The sequence below is a fragment of the Stutzerimonas azotifigens DSM 17556 genome (assembly GCF_000425625.1).
GTDB lineage: Bacteria > Pseudomonadota > Gammaproteobacteria > Pseudomonadales > Pseudomonadaceae > Stutzerimonas > Stutzerimonas azotifigens.
In genome coordinates, this window is the sequence record NZ_KE384410.1 from 80,420 (window position 1) to 96,178 (window position 15,759).

Here is a 15,759-nt window from a genome sequence, read left to right on the forward strand (position 1 = left end):
GAAAGAGCCTGATGGCCGTGTGGGAGCGGTCTCGACCGCGAACAACCCGCTCCCGGCAGTCAGCCGCCCAGCCCTCCGACGATCTTCAGGCCACTCTGCCCGTTGCCCAGCCGGCGCACCTGGATCTGCACCGGAATCCGCTCGTGCATTTCCTGCACGTGGGAGATCACCGCCACCTTGCGCCCCTGCGCCTGCAGCGCGTCGAGCGCGTCCATGGCGATCTGCAGCGATTCCGGATCGAGGCTGCCGAAGCCCTCGTCGATGAACAGCGACTCGATGCGCAGCTTGCTCGAGGCCATCGAGGCCAGGCCCAGCGCCAGCGCCAGCGATACCAGGAAGGTCTCGCCGCCGGACAATGAATGCACCGAGCGCAGCTCGTCGCCCATCTCGGTGTCCACCACCAGCAGCCCCAGCGGGCTGCCGCCGCGCCTGAGGCGATAGCGGCGCGCCAGTTGCTGCAACTGCGCGTTGGCGTGCTGCACCAGCAGGTCGAGGTTGTAGGCCTGGGCGATCTTGCGGAAGGCGCCGCCGTCGCTGGAGCCGATCAGCCCGGCGATGCGCGCCCAGCGCTGGTGCTCGGCCTGCGCCTCGGCGATGCGGGCGACCAGTTCGCGGCCCTGCGCCCGGCGGCGGTCGTCCTCGATCAGCGCCGCGCGGGTTTCGCCGCAGCGCTGCTCGGCCTCTTCGCAGCCTCGCGACTGCTCGGCGAACTGCCGTTCCAGCGCTTCGGCATCGAGCGGCGCCTGTTGCTGCGCCTGGTGACCGGCCAGCCGCTGGCTGCGCTCTTCCAGCCGCGCCCTGCAGCGGGTGATCGCCTCGGCATTGGCCTGCAGGCGCTCGCGCGCCTCGGCGAGCAGGCTGTCGTCGAGTTGCAGCAACTGCCCGAGGGTGGCGTCGTCGATGTCCGGATGCGCCGCCCGCCAGTCGGCCAGCTCGGCGTCCAGCTGCGCGCGTTCGCTCTGCAGTTCCTCGTGACGCCGAGCGCAGGCCTGGTGGTCGCTTTCCAGCCGGGTCAGCGCCACCTTGGCCTCCTGTTGCTCCCTGTCGATCTGCGCCTGCGCCACACGCGCCGCCTGCACGGCCTGGTCCAGTTGCGTCTGCCAGGCGGCCGCGCTGGGCTGCTCGCCGAGCGCGCTGCGCAGTGCCTGCTGGCCGCTCTGCCGGCGCTGCTCCAGGTCGGCCAGGCGCTGCTTGCAGGCCTGCTCGGCGGCAAGGCGATGCTGCTGCTCGGCCTGTTCGCGCTCCAGCGCGGCCTGACGTCGCTGCTGTTCGTCGACGAGCTCGATCTGCCGGTCGAGCTGCTCGCGACGGGCCTGGATCCGCGCGTCGAGCTGCATGAAGGTTTCCGCCGGCGCCTCGCGCCAGCACGCCAGCAGGCCCGCCGGCATCGACTCGGCGAACTCGGCGAGTTCCTCCTCGAGCCGCTGGCCGTCGCGGGCCAGGGCTTCGCGCTGGCGATCCCGCCGGGCGGTGGCTTCGACGCAGGCCTCGCGCGCGCTCTGCCAGTCGCGCTGCAGCCGCTCGGTGCGCTGCTGCAGGCCGAGCAGGTGCTGCTGGCGGGTGCCGGCCTCGGCGATCCGCTGGCGGACATCGGCCAGCCGCTCGTTCAGCCAGTCGGCACGGGCGTCGGCGGGCTGCGCCTCCAGCTCGGCATGGTCGGGCAGCTCGGCGAGCTGCGCCTGCAGGGCTTCGATCTCCTGGGCCAGCGCCTGCCGGGTCCTGGCGTTTTCCTTCAGTTCGGTGTTCAGCTCGGTATGGCGGTCGCGCAGCGCCTGCAGGCGCTCGTCGGCGGCCTTCAGCTGCGCGCGGGCGCGCTCGGCTTCTGCCTCGTCCTGTTGGCCGAGCGCGGCGAGCAGGGCGTTGGGCGTGTGCCAGGGATGTTCGGCGCTGCCGCACACCGGGCAGGGTTCGTCGGGCCGCAGGCTGGCGCGCAGGGTTTCGACGCTGGCGCTGCGGGCCAGTCGCTGCCGTTCCAGCAGCGCCAGGGTGACGTTCAGCGCCTGCTCGGCGACGTCGCGCTCGCTGCGCACCTGCTTGCCTTCGGCGGTCAGCGCTTCCAGGGCCTGCTGGCGCGCCGCCAGGGTGCTGTCGAGCGCGTGGCGCTGGGCGATCAGGGCCTGCTGGCGCGACCAGCGTGTTTCGAGGATCTCGAGTCCGCGTTCGGCAGCGTGCCAGTCGTCCAGCTGGCGGGCGAGCCGGGCCAGTTGCTCGGCGAGCCCGGTGTCGCTGCCGAGCTCGCGGAGCAGGCCGTCTAGCGCCTCGCGCGCCTTTTGCTGCGCGGCTTCGGCGCGGTTGGCCGCCTGTTCCAGCGCCGGCAGTTCGCGCTGGCCCTGGCCCAGCCGCGCGGCCAGTTGCACGGCCTGCTGCAGCCGCGGACGATAGCCGCTCCAGCTGGAGCACAGCCAATGCAGGTCGGCGCTCGCCTCCAGCGCTGCGGTCAAGGCCGTCAGCTGCTCGGCGGCCCGGGCCTGTTGCTCTTTCAGCGCGGCGACCTGCGTTTCGCCCGTGTGGTGCGCGGCGGTCGCCAGCCGCGCCTCCTGGCCGGCTTTCTCGAGGTCGGCAGCGACGTGGGCGAGAGCTTCCTCCTCCTTGCGCGCGCGAGCCAGCGCCGGGGTGGCCTCGCGCTGTGCCTTTTCGGCCTGTTCCAGTTCGGAGGTGGCCGCTTCGCAGGCAGCCTGCAACTGCGCCAGGCGTTCCTTCAGCCGATCGTGCTCGGCCTGTTGCCGCGCCAGGGTCTGCGCCACGGTGGCCAGTTGCGGCGCCAGCGCCTGCTGGCGGGCGAAGCGATGGCGCTGCGGCGCCAGCTGGCCGAACAGCTCGAGGATGCGGCGCGCGTCGGCCAGCTGTTCGTACTCGGCCCGGGCTTCGGCCAGCTGCTGCTGCGCGGCGTCGCGTTCGGTCTGCAGGCGATCGCGCTCGGCCAGCCACTGGCGCTGCTGCTTGAGCTGCTCGAGTTGGCCCTGCAGCGCCCGGAGCTGCGCCAGCTGCTCGTCGTGCTGCTGCTGCAGCGCCTGGCGCTGCTCGTCGCTCAGCGGCTGCAGTCCGCCGGCCTGCTGTTCCAGCGCGGTGACGGCCTCGCGCGCGGTCTTCATCGCCTCGAACGACGCCTGGCCGATGCGGCTGTACAGGCCTGTGTCGGTGAGCTTTTCCAGCAGGGTGCCGCGGTCGTCGTCGCTGGCCTTGAGGAAGGCGGAGAACTCGCTCTGCGCCAGCAGCACGGCGCGGGTGAACTGCGGCAGGCTGAGGCCGAGGCGCTGTTCCAGCAGCTCGCGGAACTCGCGCTTCTTGCCGCTGGCCAGCACCTGGCCGCTGCCCAGCTCGACCAGGCTCTGGGTGCTCTGCTGCAGGCGCCCGCCGACCTTCTCCTTGGCGCGCCTGGCGTCCCAGCGGGCACGATAGACCAGGCCGTCGACGCCGACGAAATCCACCTCGGCATAGCCGCTGGCGCAGCCGCGGCGCAGCAGGTTGCGCTCGTCGCTGCTGCCGAGTTCGTCGGCGCCGTCCGGGACCTTGCTCAGCGCCGAGGCGCCGCCGAGTCGCGGCGTGCTGCCGAACAGTGCCAGGCACAGGGCATCGAGCAGGGTGCTCTTGCCGGCCCCGGTCGGCCCGGTGATGGCGAACAGCCCGGCACTGGCCAGCGGCTCGGCGGTGAAGTCGATCGCCTGTTCGCCGGCCAGGGAAGCGAGGTTCTTGAGCCGAATGGCGAGGATCTTCATCGGTCGCTGTCCTCGAATTCGATGCGTTGCAGCAGGCTGGCGAAGTCGCTCAGCGCCTGCTCGTCCGGCGGATTGCCGTACTGCTCCTGCCAGGCCCGGGCGAACAGCGCCTCGGGGCTGATGCGGTCGAGCCCGAGCAGCGCCTCGCTGTCCTCTTCGCCGGTGCGGCCGACATATTCGCTGGCGATGCGCACCAGCCGGCAGGCCTTGCCCTCGATGGCCCGCTCGATCTGCTGGCGCAGGTCGGGCAGCGGGCCGTCCAGCTGCACGCGGACCTCCAGCCAGGGCAGCGCCTCGTCGAACAGGCCGAGCGGCGGCAGCGCCTCGAGCTGCGCCAGCACCTCGGCCAGCGGCGCGCGGCCGATGCGCAGCATGTCCACCGCGCGTGGTATCGGCAACGTCTCGAGGGCCTGCAGGCGCTCGCCCTCGAGGTCGACGCGCAGCACCTGGTGCGGGTAGTTCACCTCGGCGAAGGACAGCGGCAGCGGCGAGCCGCTGTAGCGGATGCGCGCCTCGCCGGCGACCTGCTGCGGCTTGTGCAGGTGGCCGAGCGCGACGTAGGCGATCGGCTCGGGAAACAGGCTGGCCGGCAGCGCCTCGGCGTTGCCGATGACGATGTTGCGCTCCGAATCCTCGGAGACCGCGCCGCCGGCCATGTGCGCATGGCTCATGGCGACCAGCGCCTGGCCCGGTTCGCGCAGCATCTCGGCGGCGGCGATCAGCCGCTCGTGGACCTGGCGGATGCCGACCAGGTAGTCGTCGCCGACCTCGCCGCCGGTCACCTCGGCCGGACGCAGGAAGGGCAGCGCCAGGCACCAGGCGGCCGTCCTGCCCTGCGCGTCGGTGAGCGGCACCAGCAACCGGCCGTGGTCGAGCGTGCCGTCGTCGAGCCAGGCGATGCGACCGATGGCATGGGCATTGAGCCGCCGCATCAATGGCGCCGGCAGCTCGATGCGCCCGCCGGAGTCGTGGTTGCCGGCGATCATCACGATGTCGAGGTTCGGCAGCCGCTCGTGGGCGCGGACGATGAAGTCGTACAGCCGTTCCTGGGCCTTGAGCGGCGGGTTGATGGTGTCGAAGACGTCGCCGGCGATGAGCAGGGCGTCGGCCTGCTGCTCGACCAGCCGGTCGAGCAGCCAGGCGAGGAAGGCCGCGTGTTCGTGGTCGCGGTCCTGGCCGTGGAGGGTCTGGCCGAGGTGCCAGTCGGAGGTATGGATCAGGCGCATTCGCTTGGGCTTTTCATGGGGAGTGGGGCCTCGGGGCGGGCTGCCCGGGGCGACGGGTATCGGGGGCACGGGGAGGCCGGGCTCTGTGGGACGGTCTTGACCGCGAATGGAGCTGGCACGGCGTTGTGTGTTTGCCCGTGACGCTTTCCTTGGTTGAAGGACAAACCACGACAGCGCGGTGCTTTGTAGGAGCGAGGGGGACGCCGAGTTCTTGCTCGCGAATGGGGTTGGCACCTGGATGGGTGTTCGCTCGCCGCGCTTTCCTCGGCCCGAGCTACAGGTTGCGCCTTGCACGGCGCGTCACTTTTTCTTGTCTGGCCAAGAAAAAGTAACCAAAAAGAAGGCCACCCCGGCATCCGGGTCCGCCCGCTGCGCGGCCGAACTTCCCTCGCTCCGGCGCTGCTCCGGGGGCCGTCACGATGGGGCGTCCCTGCCCCATCGTTCCTCGCTCGGCGTCCATGCCTCGCGTCCCCCTGCGCAACGCCTGCGCTCGGCCTCCTGACGGGGAACAGGTCCGAGTTGCTTGAAGGCTTCGTGCAAATGGAGCGGGGCTTACGCTTTTTGCTTTGTGCACGAGCCAACAGGCGAAACCAAACGCCCCTTGCAGGAGGCCGAGCGCAGGTGTCGTGGAAGGGGTTGAGCGGCAGGGATGCCGCGAAAGCCGCGATTGGCCAGGGATGGCCCTTCGCGGCGGGCCCCTGGAACGGCACCGGAGCGAGGGGAGTCAGGGCGCGCAGCGACCTGACCCGGATGAAGGGGCAAGCCTTTTTGCTTACTTTTTTGGGGTCCGGCCATCCGGTGACTGAAAAAAGTAAGGCGCCGTGCGAGGCGCAATCTGTAGTTCGGGCCGAGGAAAGCGCGGCGTTCCAACACCTGAACAAAAAGCCAAACGCTTCGCGAGCAAGCTCGCTCCTACGGGTCGTTGCAGCGTCGTTGCACAGAACGCAACCTGTAGTGCGGGCCGAGGAAAGCGCGGCGAGCAAGCACGCAGCCCCGTGCCAAATCCGTTCGCGCTCAAGACCGCTCCCGCGAGGAATTTCAGCATGGCACGCCGCCCCGTGCCACTGCCCATTCGTAAGCAAGAACTCGGCGTCCCCCTCGCTCCTGCATGGCGCACCGGCGTCCCCGCGCAGGCGCGTCTCGGCCAAGCGCGCCATCCCCCTCACGCGTACAACCACCCCTTCAACGCCGGCAGGTTGCCGACCTGCAGCTGCTGCGCCATGGCATTGGCCTGCACCGTGTTCGGGTCGATCCCGTAGCGCTGCAGCACGTACCGCACCAGCGCCCCGCGCGTGTCGATCAGCAGTTGCCCGTCGCGCATGCCGAAGTCGGTCTCGATGATCGCCTGCTGCTCGCGCGACAGGCGCGCGTCGGGTTCGAGGATGACCTGCACCGGGGCGTTCCAGGCCTCGTCTCCTTCGCGGGTGTGTCCGCTCTCGTCGATCAGGTCGGGCTCGCCGCGGAAGCGGCTGAGGACGAAGTCACGGTAGCCGCGGTTCTTCTCGCAGTAGGCGCGCACGTGCCAGCGCATGCCGGTGTAGATCAGGGTATGCGGCGCCATCACACGGATTTCCACCGTCGGGTTGGCCAGCGAGACGTATTCGGTCTCCAGCCGCAGGCCTTCGCGGCAGGCACGCAGGATCGGCCGCAGCACGTCCGGGCGGATGCTGCGGTCCGGCACTTCCAGCACCTCGGTGTGCGCATAGGCCAGCGCCAGGCCCTCGATGTGCGGAGCGCGGTCGCGGTTCTGCGCGAGCAGGTGCAGGTAGGCCCCGGCGCTGCCGTCCATGAACAGCGGCTGGAACTGCCGGGTGGGCTTGTAGCCCTTGAGCTGGCGGTCATATGTCAGGTTTTTCGGCGCATGCTCGGCCAGGTAGGTGTTGATGTCCTTGGAGGCCTGCTGGCGGCTGATGCCGAAGCTCTGTATCAGGTGGCCCGTGGTCAGCCGGCCTTCCCACCAGGCGATGGTCTCGATCAGTCGGTAGCGCAGGGCCAGGTCCCAGCGGACGTGGCTGATCGATTGCGTCCTCTTCATCCGTGTGCATCCGTTCCAAAAGTTGACAGGCCGCCTGTCCGGCGGGTGGACGTGTCGTGAAAAGCTACATAGGGTGGCGAGAACGATCAAGCCGAGACGACCAAACCCGGAGGCGCCCATGACCCTGATGCTCAATGCCCTCGCCCTGTCCGCCGCCGCGCTGACGGCCGCCGGTCTGCTGGCCTGGCTGGCCTACGCCGAAGCCGAGGTGCGCGGCAAGTGAACGAACCCGACGAACGGACAGGCAGGCGCCTGCCTGTCTGCCTGTAGGGTTGCCAGCATGACAGGCGTGCGACAGTCCGCTTTTTTCCGACGGGCGGCAGGAATCTCCTAAGCGCGGGCAGGGTCTTTCTGACAGGTCGATCTATTGAGATGCCTATGAAAACGCTTTCCCGTCACCTCGCTGAGAACTTCACCTCGCAGTACCGTACCCGCGTCGAGCCGCAGGACGACGGGACGCTGGTGGTGCGCGTCTGCTACCCGATCAACGGCACCGAGACCACACGGCTGGTCAGCGACCGGCAGGCCAGGAACGAAATGCTGGTCGAGACCCTGCTCGAAGACATCCGCAACGAACTGTCCCGCCCGCGCTGAATCCGCATGGCCGGCGCCCGCCGGTCACGCCGCGGTCGTTTCCTCCCGATAGATCCGCATGCCCCGTGCCTGGTAGTTGGCCAGCGCGCTCGGGTGATCCAGCGTGCAGGTGTGCACCCATATCCGCTCGGTGCCCGGCCAGGCCCAGGCGCTGCCCAGTGCATGGCCGAGCAGCGGGCCGCCGAAGCCGCGGCCGAAGAACTGCTCGACCAGGCCGAAATAGAGAATCTCCACGTCAGGGCCGCTGCGCTGCAGCTCGTAATAGCCGGCGATGGCGCCGCGGTGGTAGGCCACCCAGGTGCGATGGTCGGGCGACTCGATCTGTGCCCGCCAGGCCTCGTCGGGCAGCGCCAGCTTGTCGGTCCACTGCCAGGGACCGCCGACCAGCTGGTAGAGGAAGCGGTTGAACGGGTATTGCCTGATCTCGATCTCGACGACGTCCAGCTCCGCCGGAAGCGGCTTGGCGCGCGCTTGATCGGAGCGGGTCATCTCCAGGTAGTAGGTGGTGCATTCGGTCATCGGCGGGCTCCTGTGGCGGGCCCGCCAGTGTGTCACAACAGCCCCCGCAGGCGCTCGGCGAGGTCGTCGTCGGGCTCCTTGCCGTACCCGGCCTGCAGGTTGTCGTGCATGTGCCGGGGGTTGCCGGTGCCGGGGATCACGCAGGTCACCGCCGGGTTGGCGAGGCAGAACTTGAGCAGCAGCTGCGGCCAGCTGCTGCAGTCGTAGTCGGCGGCCCACGCGGGCAGCGGCTGGCCGAGCAGCCGGCGCAGCAGGTTGCCGCCGCCGAAGGGCCGGTTGACCAGCACCGCCACGCCGCGGTCCTGCGCCAGCGGCAGGATGCGCTGGGCGGCCTGGGGTTCGTCCAGCGAGTAGTTGACCTGCAGGAAGTCCAGCGGCTCGGCGCGCAGCACCGCCTCCAGTTCGGGATAGGCGCTGGCGGTGTAATGGGTCACGCCCAGGTAGCGGATGCGGCCCTGTTCCTTCCACTCGCGCAGGGTCGCCAGCTGGGTGCGCCAGTCCAGCAGGTTGTGCACCTGCATCAGCTGGATGTGCCCGCTTTGCAGGTATTCCAGCGATTCCTCCATCTGCGCCAGGCCGGCCTCGCGGCCGTGGTTCCACACCTTGGTGGCGAGGAACGCCCGGGCATGCGCGTTCATCTCGTCCAGCAGGCCGCCCACGGTGGCCTCGGCGCGGCCGTACATCGGCGAGCTGTCGATCACCGTGCCGCCGGCGGCGAACAGCAGGCGCAGCACCTCGCCGCAGGCGGCCCAGGCCTCGCGGTCCTCGGGCGAGATGTCGAAGGCGCGGTAAGTGCCGACGCCGATCACCGGCAGCGCCTCGCCGCTGGCCGGAATGCGGCGAGTGCGCAACGGCGACCGTTCGGCATCGCTCGCCAGCAAGTGGCCGGCGGGGCTCAGGCTCAGCAACAGGGCGCCGCTCAGGCGCAGGAACTCGGCACGGGTGAGCAGGGGGTTCATGGCGCCTCCGGCAGGGACACGGCTCTAAGTGGAAACAGGCCTCAGGGTTTGGACAGCCCACCGGCGCCGGTTGCGTCGCCGGCTGCCATTCGGCGTGAACGGGGAATTAGGTCGGCGCCGGGGCTTCCAACCCACAGAAGCCGTTCAGGAGGTTGTCACATGATCCCTTCCATCGCTCGACCCGGTTCGCCCGCCCGCCGGCCGCTGTCGCCCTTCGCCTACCGGTGCGTCGGCGACGCCTCGCCATTGAACGATCTCGACGAGTCCGAGCACGAGAACGAGGAACTGCCCGACGAGAAGGACCTGACCGAGGTGATCGAGCAGGTCGACGAGCCGATGCCGATGGTCAGTGATCCGTCGCAGCCCTAGGCCCTATCTGGCCGCCGACCTGCGCGGCAGGCGGATGTCGACGCGCAGCCCGCCCAGCGGGCTGTCGGCCAGCGTCCAGTCGCCCTGCCAGGAAGCCAGGATGTCGCGCACGATGGCCAGGCCCAAACCGTGCCCGGCGCGCTGTTCGTCGAGCCGGGTGCCGCGCCCGAGCACCTCGGCGCGACGTTCAGGCTCGATGCCCGGGCCGTCGTCGTCGACCAGCAGCCGGTAGCCGTCCGGCTGCGTCTCGATGCTCATCCGGACCTGGCTGTCGGCCCATTTGCAGGCGTTGTCCAGCAGGTTGCCGAGCAGCTCCAGCAGGTCCTCGCGGTCCCACGGCAGGCGGCAGCCGGGCGGCGCCTGCCAGCTCAGGTCGAGGCCCTGCGGGTGGATCATCGCCAGCGTCTCGAACAGCGCCGGCAACTCCGCCTGGCAGTCGAAATGGCTGGCGGGCAGCGCCTCGCCGGCCAGCCGGGCGCGGCCGAGTTCGCGCGAGACGCGCTGCTCGATCTGCGCCAGCTGCTCGCGCAGGTCGGCCTGCAGGGCCGGATGCGCCGCCAGTTCGTCGTGCAGGGTGAGGCTGTTGAGTACCGCCAGCGGCGTCTTGAGCGCGTGGCCGAGGTTGCCCAGGGCGTTGCGCGAGCGCTCCAGGGTCTGCTCGGTCTGCTGCAGCAGGTGGTTGATCTGCTCCACCAGCGGCTGCAGCTCGGCCGGGGCGTCGCGGTCGAGCTGCTGGCGCTTGCCCTGCTGCAGCTGGGCGATCTGCGCACGCGCGCGTTCCAGCGGCCGCAGCGCCAGCTTGACCGCGTAGCGCTGCAACAGCAGCAGCACCAGCACCGCCACGCCGACCACCGCCAGCCCGGCGATGCGCACGCGGGTGAAGCTGTCGAGGATCGGCCGGTAGTCCTGCGCCACCTGGATGCGCACCGGCACGCCGCTGCGGCGGTAGTCGGCGGCGTAGGTCAGCAGGCGCTGGTCCTGCGGGCCGTCGATCAGCGCTTCGGCCAAGCCGCCGGCCGGCGGCCAGTCGAGGCTGGCGTCCCACAGCGAGCGCGAGCGCCATACGCGTTCGGGCAGCTCGATGCGGAAGTAGTGGCCGGAAAACGGCCGGTCGTAGCGCGGACTGATGCGCTGCGGGTCGAGCTGCGGACCGGCGGGCCCGCGCACCATGGCCGCCAGCAGGCCCTCGGCCTCCTCGCGCAGGTTGTTCGCCAGGGTACGGCGCAGCGCCGCCTCGAACAGCCACAGGCTGCTCTGCACCAGCACCAGGCTGACGAGCACAAGGATGGCGATCAGGCCGAGGCTGAGGCGCCCCTGGATCGACCTCACGACAGGCCGCCGAAGCGGTAGCCCTGGCCGCGGCGGGTTTCGATCACGGCGCGCCCGAGCTTGCCGCGCAGGCGGTTGACCAGCACTTCCAGCACGTTGGAGTCGCGTTCGGTCTCGCCGTCGTAGAGGTGCTCGGCCAGTTGCGTCTTCGACAGCACGCGGTCGCTGTGCAGCATCAGGTAGCGCAGCAGGCGGAACTCCCCGGCGGTGAGCGCTACCGCTTCGCCGTCGCGCAGGCACAGCTGGCGGGACTCGTCCAGCGCCAGGCCGCCGACTTCCAGCAGCGGCTGGTTGGCCAGGCCGCTGGCGCGCCGGTACAGGCCCTGCAGGCGCAGCAGCAGTTCTTCCGGGTGGAAGGGTTTGGTCAGGTAGTCGTCGGCGCCGGCCTTCAGCCCCTCGATGCGTTCGGCCCAGGAGCCGCGCGCGGTGAGGATCAGCACCGGGGTCGACACGCCGAGCGCACGCCAGCTTTTCAGCACCTCGAGGCCGGGTTTGCCGGGCAGGCCGAGGTCCAGCACGATCAGGTCGTAGGGTTCGCAGGCGCCCTGCTGGTCGGCGTCGCGGCCGTCGGCCAGCCAGTCGACGGCGTAGCCGGCCGCGGTGAGCTGCGCCGCCAGTTCGTCGGCCAGCGGCACGTTGTCCTCCACCAGCAGCAGCCGCATCAGTCTTCCTCGTCCTTCAGCAGGCGGCCGTCACGGGCGTCGAATTCCAGCTCGCGGACCACGCCGTCGGCGCCGATCAGTTCGATCTCGTAGATCAGCACACCGTCGTCCTCTTCCAGCTCCACCTCCAGCAGCTGGGCGCCGGGATGCCGCTGCAGCGCCTGCTGCAGCAGGCTTTCCAGCGGTACCACGGCGCCCTGCCGGCGCAGTTCGAGCACTTCATCCTGCCGCAGGTCGCGCCCGGCCACCGGCACGGCGGCCAGGGCCAGGGCGATCAGCCAGGTCGAGCGGAAGCGGAGGGTGGTGCGGGGCATCAATCGTCCTGTTCGTCCTTGAGGATTTCACCAGTGGCGGCGTCGAACTCCATATCCCACTGCCGACCCTGGTCGTCGCGCAGCTCGACCTGGTAGATGAAGCGCCCATGTTCCTCGTCCAGATCGGTTTCGTCGACCCTGAAGCCGGGGTGCTTGGCCAGCGCGGCCTCGTTGAATTTCTCCAGCGGCTGGATGGTGCCGGCCTGCAGCAGGCGGGCCACTTCGTCCGGGCCCACGTCGCGGGCCAGCGCGGTGCCGGCGCTGAAGGCGAGGACGGCGGCGGTCAGGCAGGTAGTCAGGGTTTTCATCGGTGGTTCTCCTGTTACGGTTTCGACGATTCACAGGGTAGGGGCGGCGGCTTAATCGAAACTGAACCGCACGCCCGTGCCGGCGGATGCGCCACATTTGACCCGCCGGTGCAGGCGACGTACCGGTGGCGGCGCGCTCAGTCCCGGTCGCGGTGGCCCGGCAGGATCGAGCCGAGCACCTGCTTGGCGGTCTGCTTGAGGATGCCGCGCTGGTTCGGGTCGCCCTGCAGCAGCGCCGAGGCATAGGCCTTGGCCTGCTCGAGCTTGATGTGCGGCGGCAACGGCGGGACGTTCGGGTCGGTCTTGAACTCGATGAGCACCGGGCGATCGGCGGCCAGCGCCTCTTCCCAGGCCGCCGCCACCGCGTCCTCGCGGTCGACGAACAGGCCCTTGAGGCCGATCGATTCGGCGAAGCGGTGGTAGGGCACGTCGGGGATGTTCTGCGAGGCCTCGAATTTCGGGTCGCCTTCCATCACCCGCTGCTCCCAGGTGACCTGGGCCAGGTCCTCGTTGTTGAACACGCAGCAGATCCAGCGCGGGTTGCTCCATTCCTTCCAGTACTTGGCCACGGTGATCAGCTCGGCCATGTTGTTCATCTGCATCGCCCCGTCGCCGACCATGGCCACCACCGTACGCTCGGGGTAGGCGAACTTGGCGGCGATGGCGTAGGGCACCGCCGCGCCCATCGAGGCCAGGCCGCCGGAGAGCGAGCACATCATGCCGCGGCGGATCTTCACATCGCGGGCGAACCAGTTGGCGCAGGAGCCCGAGTCGCTGGTGACGATGGCGTCGTCCGGCAGCCGCGGCGACAGCTCGAAGGCCACCCGCTGCGGGTTGATCGGCTCGGCGCTGGCCATGGCGCGCTCCTCGAGTGTCTTCTCCCAGTCGGCGCGCCACCCCTCGACCCGCTGGCGCCAGCTGCGGTCGGTCTTCTGCTGCAGCAGCGGCAGCAGCGCGCGCAGGGTTTCCGAGGCCAGGCCCTGCAGGTTCACCTCCATCGGGTAGCGGATGCTCAGCATGTCGGCCTTGATGTCGATCTGCACGCCGCGCGCCTGGCCCTCCTCGGGAAGGAATTCGGAGTAGGGGAAGCCCGAGCCGATCATCAGCAGGGTGTCGCATTCGGTCATCAGCTTGTAGCTCGGCTCGGTGCCGAGCAGGCCGATGGAGCCGGTGACCCAGGGCAGGTCGTCCGGCAGCGCGGCCTTGCCGAGCAGCGCCTTGGCCGCGCCGGCGCCGAGCCTGTCGGCCACCGCGATGACCTCGTCGGTGGCTTCCAGCGCGCCGGCGCCGACCAGGATGGCGACCCGCTCGCCGGCGTTGAGCACCTCGGCGGCGCGCTGCAGGTCGATGTCATAGGGCACCACCTTCGGCCGGCTGTAGCCGACCCCGGAACGCACCGCGCCGTGGGCCCGCGGCGGCTCGCTGTATTCGGCCTCCTGCAGGTCGTTCGGCAGGATGATCACCGCTACCCGGCGTTCGCCGAAGGCGGTGCGGATCGCCCGGTCGACCAGGTGGCGCACCTGCGCCGGCGCGCTGGCCTGCTGCACGAAGGCGCCGGCGACGTCCGTGAACATCGCCGCCAGGTCGATCTCCTGCTGGTAGTGGGCGCCCACCGCGGTGCGCGCCTGCTGGCCGGCGATGGCCAGCACCGGCATGTGGTCGAGGCGGGCGTCGTACAGGCCGGTGAGCAGGTGCGAGGCGCCGGGGCCCGAGGTCGCCAGGCAGACGCCCAGGCCGCCGGAGAACTTGGCGTCGGCCGAGGCCATGAAGGCGGCCATTTCCTCGTGGCGGGCCTGGATGAAGCGGATCTTGCCCTCGGCCCGGTTCAGCGCGCCGAGCACGCCGTTGATGCCGTCGCCCGGGTAGCCGTAGATGCGCCTTACTCCCCACTGGTAGAGCCGTTCGACGAAATAGTCCCCGACTGTCATCGCCATGCGTGTTCTCCTCGTCTGTGCCCGGGCGCGCGGGAAACGCGCGCCGATCAACGTCTCGACCGGGGCGGGCGGGGAGAGGTTTCGACCGTTCGCCGGTCAGCCGCCGCGCATCGGCCGCGCTGTTCGTCGGCGCTGCGTGCAATGCGGCGCGCGCCGGCGTCCAACGGGAAAGCGGCGGCGAGGGCCGGGCGATGAGAGCTTTCATGGCGGTCGCATTTCTGGTGGCGGGGCTCGGCACGGCCGCGGCGGAGGACCTGCGCAAACCCTTGCCGGCCGAGATGCCGCCAGACAGCGTGCAGGTCGAGCCGATGCCCGAGGCGGCCGGCACGCTGAGCGGGGAAGGGCAGGTGCTGGCGGTCGACCGCGCCGCGGGCCTGCTCACCGTGGCCCAGGAGCCGGTGCCGACGCTGGGCTGGCCGTCGCTGACGGTGCGCTTCGACGCCGACCCGGCGCTGCTCGACGGGCTCGCGCCGGGTGCCTGGATCGTCTACAGCTTCCGCAGCGCCGGCGGTGTAGCGCGGATCGAGCGGCTGCAGCGGCGCTGAAAGCAGGCGGGGCGGGTGACCCCGAAAGGGCGAGGCTCCCTCATCCGGCCCGGCGGGCCACCTTCTCCCGCGGGGAGAAGGGAAAAGCCTGGTGCGGATCTGGAGTCCTGGCACGGCGGCTCGGACTGATGGCAGACCAACCCCTCTCTCCCTGGGGAGAGGGCAGGGGGTGAGGGGCTTTGGTCCCGTCGGCGCGCGGCGCTATCATTCGCGGCCGTCCTGCCCATAGCGCCGCCATGTCCGCCAGCCCTCACGCCGTCCGCAGCACCCTGCACCTGCCCCGGGGCGACTGGGCCACCGTGCTCGACTGCCTGTGCGCGCATTTTCCCGCCATCGACCGCGTCACCTGGCTCGACCGTTTCGCCCGCGGCCGGGTGCTCGACGCCGGTGGCCGGCCGCTGGCGGCCACCCATCCGTATCGGGAGGGCCTGAGGATCCACTACTTCCGCGAGGTGCCGAACGAGCAGCCGATTCCATTCCAAGAGCAGCTGCTGCACCTCGACGAGCACCTGGTGGTGGCCGACAAGCCGCACTTCCTGCCGGTGCAGCCCTCCGGCGGTTACGTGCGCGAGACACTGCTGGCGCGCCTGATCGAGCGGCTGGGCAATCCTGACCTGGCGCCGCTGCACCGCATCGACCGGCTCACCGCCGGGCTGGTGCTGTTCTCGGCCAACCCCAAAAGCCGGGGGCGCTACCAGGCGCTGTTCCGCGAGCGGCGCATCCACAAGACCTACGAGGCGCTCGCGCTGGCGCTGCCCGGGCTGGAATTCCCGTTGCTGCGGCGCACGCGGCTGGTGGAGGGCGACCCCTTCATCGTCATGACCGAGGCCGAGGGCACGCCGAACAGCGAGACCCGCATCGAGGTGCTCGAACGTGGTGACCCGTTCTGGCGCTACCGCCTGCACCCGGTGACCGGCAAGCGCCACCAGCTGCGCGTGCACATGGCCGCGCTCGGCGCCGGGCTGTGCAACGACCCGCTCTACCCGCTGCTGCTCGAACGGGAGGTGCGCGAGCGCATCGACTACGACCGCCCGCTCAAGCTGCTGGCCCGCGCGCTGGAGTTCGACGACCCGCTGACCGGCGAGCGCCGGCGCTTCGAGAGCCGCCTGTCGCTCTGAGCAGGCACCGTTCGCGGTCGAGACCGCTCCCGCACTGGACGACCCCTTGTAGGAGCAGGCTCTGCCTGCGACCGCTTCTGCACGATGCCGCAGCCCGACACCAAACCACCCCCTCGCCCCTTCGGGGAGAG

14 protein-coding genes are annotated in these 15,759 nt (G+C 70.3%); 4 read left to right on the forward strand and 10 right to left on the reverse strand.

The features are described from left to right. Window positions 1-59: 59 nt before the first annotated feature. The 3 genes from H610_RS0113740 to H610_RS0113750 all read right to left on the reverse strand — a co-directional run bounded on the left by H610_RS0113740 (window position 60) and on the right by H610_RS0113750 (window position 6,977). Complete coding sequence (locus tag H610_RS0113740; RefSeq protein WP_028240202.1) at window positions 60-3,716, reverse strand: AAA family ATPase; 3,657 nt, start codon at window positions 3,714-3,716, stop codon at window positions 60-62. Beyond that, a complete protein-coding gene (locus H610_RS0113745) occupies window positions 3,713-4,942 on the reverse strand; it encodes an exonuclease SbcCD subunit D C-terminal domain-containing protein (RefSeq protein WP_028240203.1) in 1,230 nt (409 codons plus the stop codon). The genes H610_RS0113740 and H610_RS0113745 overlap by 4 nt, the downstream gene beginning before the upstream one ends. 1,162 nt (window positions 4,943-6,104) lie before the next feature. Further along, window positions 6,105-6,977, reverse strand: coding sequence for a WYL domain-containing protein (locus H610_RS0113750; RefSeq protein ID WP_028240204.1), 873 nt, complete (start codon window positions 6,975-6,977; stop codon window positions 6,105-6,107). Between the two features lie 378 nt (window positions 6,978-7,355). Here H610_RS0113750 and H610_RS0113760 point away from each other — a divergent pair, with 378 nt between their 5' ends. Further along, the gene (locus H610_RS0113760) at window positions 7,356-7,571 is read left to right on the forward strand and encodes a DUF3509 domain-containing protein (RefSeq protein ID WP_028240205.1); all 216 of its coding nucleotides are present in this window, start codon (window positions 7,356-7,358) and stop codon (window positions 7,569-7,571) included. A 24-nt stretch (window positions 7,572-7,595) separates the two neighbouring features. On the opposite strand, the gene H610_RS0113765 is transcribed toward H610_RS0113760, so the two are convergent. Both H610_RS0113765 and H610_RS0113770 read right to left on the reverse strand, forming a co-directional pair. Continuing rightward, entirely contained in the window at window positions 7,596-8,090 is a 495-nt protein-coding gene (locus tag H610_RS0113765; RefSeq protein ID WP_028240206.1) for a GNAT family N-acetyltransferase, read from the reverse strand. A 32-nt stretch (window positions 8,091-8,122) separates the two neighbouring features. Further along, entirely contained in the window at window positions 8,123-9,049 is a 927-nt protein-coding gene (locus H610_RS0113770) for an aldo/keto reductase (RefSeq protein WP_028240207.1), read from the reverse strand. 159 nt (window positions 9,050-9,208) lie between these two features. Between H610_RS0113770 and H610_RS0113775 the strand changes: the two genes are divergently transcribed. Next, window positions 9,209-9,418, forward strand: coding sequence for a hypothetical protein (locus H610_RS0113775; protein ID WP_028240208.1), 210 nt, complete (start codon window positions 9,209-9,211; stop codon window positions 9,416-9,418). A gap of 3 nt (window positions 9,419-9,421) precedes the next feature. Here H610_RS0113775 and H610_RS0113780 read toward each other — a convergent pair whose 3' ends face one another. The 5 genes from H610_RS0113780 to H610_RS0113800 form a co-directional block, all read right to left on the reverse strand. Further along, a complete protein-coding gene (locus tag H610_RS0113780) occupies window positions 9,422-10,747 on the reverse strand; it encodes a sensor histidine kinase (protein WP_028240209.1) in 1,326 nt (441 codons plus the stop codon). Continuing rightward, complete coding sequence (locus H610_RS0113785) at window positions 10,744-11,409, reverse strand: response regulator transcription factor (RefSeq protein WP_028240210.1); 666 nt, start codon at window positions 11,407-11,409, stop codon at window positions 10,744-10,746. Before H610_RS0113785 ends, H610_RS0113780 begins: the two co-directional genes overlap by 4 nt. Further along, window positions 11,409-11,723: a PepSY domain-containing protein gene (locus tag H610_RS0113790; protein ID WP_051231749.1), complete on the reverse strand. Its 315-nt coding sequence runs from the start codon at window positions 11,721-11,723 to the stop codon at window positions 11,409-11,411. The genes H610_RS0113785 and H610_RS0113790 overlap by 1 nt, the downstream gene beginning before the upstream one ends. Next, a complete protein-coding gene (locus H610_RS0113795) occupies window positions 11,723-12,031 on the reverse strand; it encodes a PepSY domain-containing protein (RefSeq protein ID WP_028240212.1) in 309 nt (102 codons plus the stop codon). Before H610_RS0113795 ends, H610_RS0113790 begins: the two co-directional genes overlap by 1 nt. Before the next feature lie 137 nt (window positions 12,032-12,168). Further along, a complete protein-coding gene (locus H610_RS0113800) occupies window positions 12,169-13,965 on the reverse strand; it encodes a thiamine pyrophosphate-requiring protein (protein ID WP_028240213.1) in 1,797 nt (598 codons plus the stop codon). A 203-nt stretch (window positions 13,966-14,168) separates the two neighbouring features. Between H610_RS0113800 and H610_RS23910 the strand changes: the two genes are divergently transcribed. Together H610_RS23910 and H610_RS0113810 are read left to right on the forward strand one after the other, a co-directional pair. Next, window positions 14,169-14,510, forward strand: coding sequence for a copper-binding protein (locus H610_RS23910; RefSeq protein ID WP_051231751.1), 342 nt, complete (start codon window positions 14,169-14,171; stop codon window positions 14,508-14,510). Between the two features lie 236 nt (window positions 14,511-14,746). After that, on the forward strand, window positions 14,747-15,628 hold the full coding sequence (locus tag H610_RS0113810; RefSeq protein WP_028240214.1) for a pseudouridine synthase: 882 nt from the start codon (window positions 14,747-14,749) through the stop codon (window positions 15,626-15,628). Window positions 15,629-15,759 lie beyond the last annotated feature (131 nt).